Raw genomic sequence first — 5,625 nt, 5'->3', positions numbered from 1 at the left:
ATTGATCGACAGCGGTGAGAAAAAAGAGTTTGACACGCGGTTGTAACGCTGTAGAATTCGCCTCCCGCTGATGAGCAACTCCAGAGTTGATCGCAGCGCAAGTGGTTGAAGTTGCAAAGGAAACTTTGAAAACTTCTTGAAATAACCGCTTGACAGATACAGAGGACGCTGTAGAATGCGCGCCTCGGTTGAGACGAAAGATCTTAACCCACCGCTCTTTAACAACTGAATCAAGCAATTCGTGTGGGTGCTTGTGGTGTCAGGCTGAAGTCAACAGATTATCAGCAACCCAAGTTACTCCGCGAGAAATCAAAGATGTAACCAACGATTGCTGAGCCAAGTTTAGGGTTTTCTCAAAACCCAGTTAGATGTTTGAACTGAAGAGTTTGATCATGGCTCAGATTGAACGCTGGCGGCAGGCCTAACACATGCAAGTCGAGCGGCAGCACGGGTACTTGTACCTGGTGGCGAGCGGCGGACGGGTGAGTAATGCCTAGGAATCTGCCTGGTAGTGGGGGATAACGCTCGGAAACGGACGCTAATACCGCATACGTCCTACGGGAGAAAGCAGGGGACCTTCGGGCCTTGCGCTATCAGATGAGCCTAGGTCGGATTAGCTAGTTGGTGAGGTAATGGCTCACCAAGGCGACGATCCGTAACTGGTCTGAGAGGATGATCAGTCACACTGGAACTGAGACACGGTCCAGACTCCTACGGGAGGCAGCAGTGGGGAATATTGGACAATGGGCGAAAGCCTGATCCAGCCATGCCGCGTGTGTGAAGAAGGTCTTCGGATTGTAAAGCACTTTAAGTTGGGAGGAAGGGCAGTTACCTAATACGTGATTGTTTTGACGTTACCGACAGAATAAGCACCGGCTAACTCTGTGCCAGCAGCCGCGGTAATACAGAGGGTGCAAGCGTTAATCGGAATTACTGGGCGTAAAGCGCGCGTAGGTGGTTTGTTAAGTTGGATGTGAAATCCCCGGGCTCAACCTGGGAACTGCATCCAAAACTGGCAAGCTAGAGTATGGTAGAGGGTGGTGGAATTTCCTGTGTAGCGGTGAAATGCGTAGATATAGGAAGGAACACCAGTGGCGAAGGCGACCACCTGGACTGATACTGACACTGAGGTGCGAAAGCGTGGGGAGCAAACAGGATTAGATACCCTGGTAGTCCACGCCGTAAACGATGTCAACTAGCCGTTGGGAGCCTTGAGCTCTTAGTGGCGCAGCTAACGCATTAAGTTGACCGCCTGGGGAGTACGGCCGCAAGGTTAAAACTCAAATGAATTGACGGGGGCCCGCACAAGCGGTGGAGCATGTGGTTTAATTCGAAGCAACGCGAAGAACCTTACCAGGCCTTGACATCCAATGAACTTTCCAGAGATGGATGGGTGCCTTCGGGAACATTGAGACAGGTGCTGCATGGCTGTCGTCAGCTCGTGTCGTGAGATGTTGGGTTAAGTCCCGTAACGAGCGCAACCCTTGTCCTTAGTTACCAGCACATTATGGTGGGCACTCTAAGGAGACTGCCGGTGACAAACCGGAGGAAGGTGGGGATGACGTCAAGTCATCATGGCCCTTACGGCCTGGGCTACACACGTGCTACAATGGTCGGTACAGAGGGTTGCCAAGCCGCGAGGTGGAGCTAATCTCACAAAACCGATCGTAGTCCGGATCGCAGTCTGCAACTCGACTGCGTGAAGTCGGAATCGCTAGTAATCGCGAATCAGAATGTCGCGGTGAATACGTTCCCGGGCCTTGTACACACCGCCCGTCACACCATGGGAGTGGGTTGCACCAGAAGTAGCTAGTCTAACCTTCGGGGGGACGGTTACCACGGTGTGATTCATGACTGGGGTGAAGTCGTAACAAGGTAGCCGTAGGGGAACCTGCGGCTGGATCACCTCCTTAATCGACGACTCAGCTGCGCCATAAGCACCCACACGAATTGCTTGATTCATTGAAGAAGACGATTAGAAGCAGCTTTAAGCTCCAAGCTGATAGCTCAACGCTAGCGGCTACAAGCTCGAAATTGGGTCTGTAGCTCAGTTGGTTAGAGCGCACCCCTGATAAGGGTGAGGTCGGCAGTTCGAATCTGCCCAGACCCACCAATTTTGTGTGGGAAACGCCTGTAGAAATACGGGGCCATAGCTCAGCTGGGAGAGCGCCTGCCTTGCACGCAGGAGGTCAGCGGTTCGATCCCGCTTGGCTCCACCACTTACTGCTTCTGTTTGAAAGCTTAGAAATGAGCATTCCATTGATCCTGATGATCAGTGCCTGAATGTTGATTTCTAGTCTTTGATTAGATCGTTCTTTAAAAATTTGGGTATGTGATAGAAAGAAATATAGACCGGGCACCTCTTTCACTGGTGTGTGTCCGGGCTAAGGTAAAGTTTGTGAATGCAAACTTTCGGCGAATGTCGTCTTCACAGTATAACCAGATTGCTTGGGGTTATATGGTCAAGTGAAGAAGCGCATACGGTGGATGCCTTGGCAGTCAGAGGCGATGAAAGACGTGGTAGCCTGCGAAAAGCTTCGGGGAGTCGGCAAACAGACTGTGATCCGGAGATATCTGAATGGGGGAACCCAGCCATCATAAGATGGTTATCTTGTACTGAATACATAGGTGCAAGAGGCGAACCAGGGGAACTGAAACATCTAAGTACCCTGAGGAAAAGAAATCAACCGAGATTCCCTTAGTAGTGGCGAGCGAACGGGGACCAGCCCTTAAGTTGTATTGAGATTAGCGGAACGTTCTGGAAAGGACGGCCATAGTGGGTGATAGCCCTGTACGCGAAAATCCCTTTGCAATGAAATCGAGTAGGACGGGGCACGAGAAACCTTGTCTGAATATGGGGGGACCATCCTCCAAGGCTAAATACTACTGACTGACCGATAGTGAACCAGTACCGTGAGGGAAAGGCGAAAAGAACCGCGGAGAGCGGAGTGAAATAGATCCTGAAACCGTATGCGTACAAGCAGTGGGAGCCCACTTTGTTGGGTGACTGCGTACCTTTTGTATAATGGGTCAGCGACTTATTTTCAGTGGCGAGCTTAACCGAATAGGGGAGGCGTAGCGAAAGCGAGTCTTAATAGGGCGTCTAGTCGCTGGGAATAGACCCGAAACCGGGCGATCTATCCATGGGCAGGTTGAAGGTTGGGTAACACTAACTGGAGGACCGAACCGACTACCGTTGAAAAGTTAGCGGATGACCTGTGGATCGGAGTGAAAGGCTAATCAAGCTCGGAGATAGCTGGTTCTCCTCGAAAGCTATTTAGGTAGCGCCTCATGTATCACTGTAGGGGGTAGAGCACTGTTTCGGCTAGGGGGTCATCCCGACTTACCAAACCGATGCAAACTCCGAATACCTACAAGTGCCGAGCATGGGAGACACACGGCGGGTGCTAACGTCCGTCGTGAAAAGGGAAACAACCCAGACCGTCAGCTAAGGTCCCAAAGTCATGGTTAAGTGGGAAACGATGTGGGAAGGCTTAGACAGCTAGGAGGTTGGCTTAGAAGCAGCCACCCTTTAAAGAAAGCGTAATAGCTCACTAGTCGAGTCGGCCTGCGCGGAAGATGTAACGGGGCTCAAACCATGCACCGAAGCTACGGGTATCATCTTTTGATGATGCGGTAGAGGAGCGTTCTGTAAGCCTGTGAAGGTGAGTTGAGAAGCTTGCTGGAGGTATCAGAAGTGCGAATGCTGACATGAGTAACGACAATGGGTGTGAAAAACACCCACGCCGAAAGACCAAGGTTTCCTGCGCAACGTTAATCGACGCAGGGTTAGTCGGTCCCTAAGGCGAGGCTGAAAAGCGTAGTCGATGGAAAACAGGTTAATATTCCTGTACTTCTGGTTATTGCGATGGAGGGACGGAGAAGGCTAGGCCAGCCTGGCGTTGGTTGTCCAGGTTTAAGGTGGTAGGCTGAGATCTTAGGTAAATCCGGGATCTTAAGGCCGAGAGCTGATGACGAGTGTTCTTTAGAACACGAAGTGGTTGATGCCATGCTTCCAAGAAAAGCTTCTAAGCTTCAGGTAACCAGGAACCGTACCCCAAACCGACACAGGTGGTTGGGTAGAGAATACCAAGGCGCTTGAGAGAACTCGGGTGAAGGAACTAGGCAAAATGGCACCGTAACTTCGGGAGAAGGTGCGCCGGTGAGGGTGAAGCATTTACTGCGTAAGCTCATGCCGGTCGAAGATACCAGGCCGCTGCGACTGTTTATTAAAAACACAGCACTCTGCAAACACGAAAGTGGACGTATAGGGTGTGACGCCTGCCCGGTGCCGGAAGGTTAATTGATGGGGTTAGCGCAAGCGAAGCTCTTGATCGAAGCCCCGGTAAACGGCGGCCGTAACTATAACGGTCCTAAGGTAGCGAAATTCCTTGTCGGGTAAGTTCCGACCTGCACGAATGGCGTAACGATGGCGGCGCTGTCTCCACCCGAGACTCAGTGAAATTGAAATCGCTGTGAAGATGCAGTGTATCCGCGGCTAGACGGAAAGACCCCGTGAACCTTTACTATAGCTTTGCACTGGACTTTGAATTTGCTTGTGTAGGATAGGTGGGAGGCTTTGAAGCGTGGACGCCAGTCTGCGTGGAGCCAACCTTGAAATACCACCCTGGCAACTTTGAGGTTCTAACTCAGGTCCGTTATCCGGATCGAGGACAGTGTATGGTGGGTAGTTTGACTGGGGCGGTCTCCTCCTAAAGAGTAACGGAGGAGTACGAAGGTGCGCTCAGACCGGTCGGAAATCGGTCGTAGAGTATAAAGGCAAAAGCGCGCTTGACTGCGAGACAGACACGTCGAGCAGGTACGAAAGTAGGTCTTAGTGATCCGGTGGTTCTGTATGGAAGGGCCATCGCTCAACGGATAAAAGGTACTCCGGGGATAACAGGCTGATACCGCCCAAGAGTTCATATCGACGGCGGTGTTTGGCACCTCGATGTCGGCTCATCACATCCTGGGGCTGAAGCCGGTCCCAAGGGTATGGCTGTTCGCCATTTAAAGTGGTACGCGAGCTGGGTTTAGAACGTCGTGAGACAGTTCGGTCCCTATCTGCCGTGGACGTTTGAGATTTGAGAGGGGCTGCTCCTAGTACGAGAGGACCGGAGTGGACGAACCTCTGGTGTTCCGGTTGTCACGCCAGTGGCATTGCCGGGTAGCTATGTTCGGAAAAGATAACCGCTGAAAGCATCTAAGCGGGAAACTTGCCTCAAGATGAGATCTCACTGGAACCTTGAGTTCCCTAAAGGGCCGTCGAAGACTACGACGTTGATAGGTTGGGTGTGTAAGCGCTGTGAGGCGTTGAGCTAACCAATACTAATTGCCCGTGAGGCTTGACCATATAACACCCAAGCAATTTGCGTCGAATGACCAGATTGCGGTGACTGTGAAGATGACATGAACCGAAAGTTTGCGTCACGAACGATACCTAAATCGACTATCACATACCCGATTTGCTGAAGCGCGCCGTACGGCACGATTCGGTACCCGAATTTCTTGACGACCATAGAGCATTGGAACCACCTGATCCCATCCCGAACTCAGTAGTGAAACGATGTATCGCCGATGGTAGTGTGGGGTTTCCCCATGTGAGAGTAGGTCATCGTCAAGATT

General features: G+C 51.6%; 2 tRNA genes and 3 rRNA genes. All 5 read left to right on the top strand.

From position 1 onward, the window contains the following. Nucleotides 1-374 precede the first annotated feature (374 nt). The 5 genes from BLR16_RS27755 (at nt 375) to rrf (ending at nt 5,623) form a co-directional block, all read left to right on the top strand. Nucleotides 375-1,913 (top strand): 16S ribosomal RNA (locus BLR16_RS27755). 123 nt (nt 1,914-2,036) lie between these two features. Then, a tRNA-Ile gene (locus BLR16_RS27750) sits at nt 2,037-2,113 on the top strand. A gap of 30 nt (nt 2,114-2,143) precedes the next feature. Beyond that, nucleotides 2,144-2,219 (top strand) — tRNA-Ala (locus tag BLR16_RS27745). 241 nt (nt 2,220-2,460) lie between these two features. Next, nucleotides 2,461-5,353, top strand: a 23S ribosomal RNA gene (locus tag BLR16_RS27740). Nucleotides 5,354-5,507: 154 nt separating this feature from the next. Then, nucleotides 5,508-5,623, top strand: a 5S ribosomal RNA gene (gene rrf, locus BLR16_RS27735). The 16S, 23S and 5S rRNA genes sit together here with 2 tRNA genes alongside, the layout of an rRNA operon. Nucleotides 5,624-5,625: the final 2 nt, after the last annotated feature.

Origin of the sequence: Pseudomonas sp. BS3767 (assembly GCF_900099665.1) — a bacterium.
GTDB lineage: Bacteria > Pseudomonadota > Gammaproteobacteria > Pseudomonadales > Pseudomonadaceae > Aquipseudomonas > Aquipseudomonas cerasi.
This window is presented reverse-complemented; position numbering and strand designations above follow the sequence as displayed.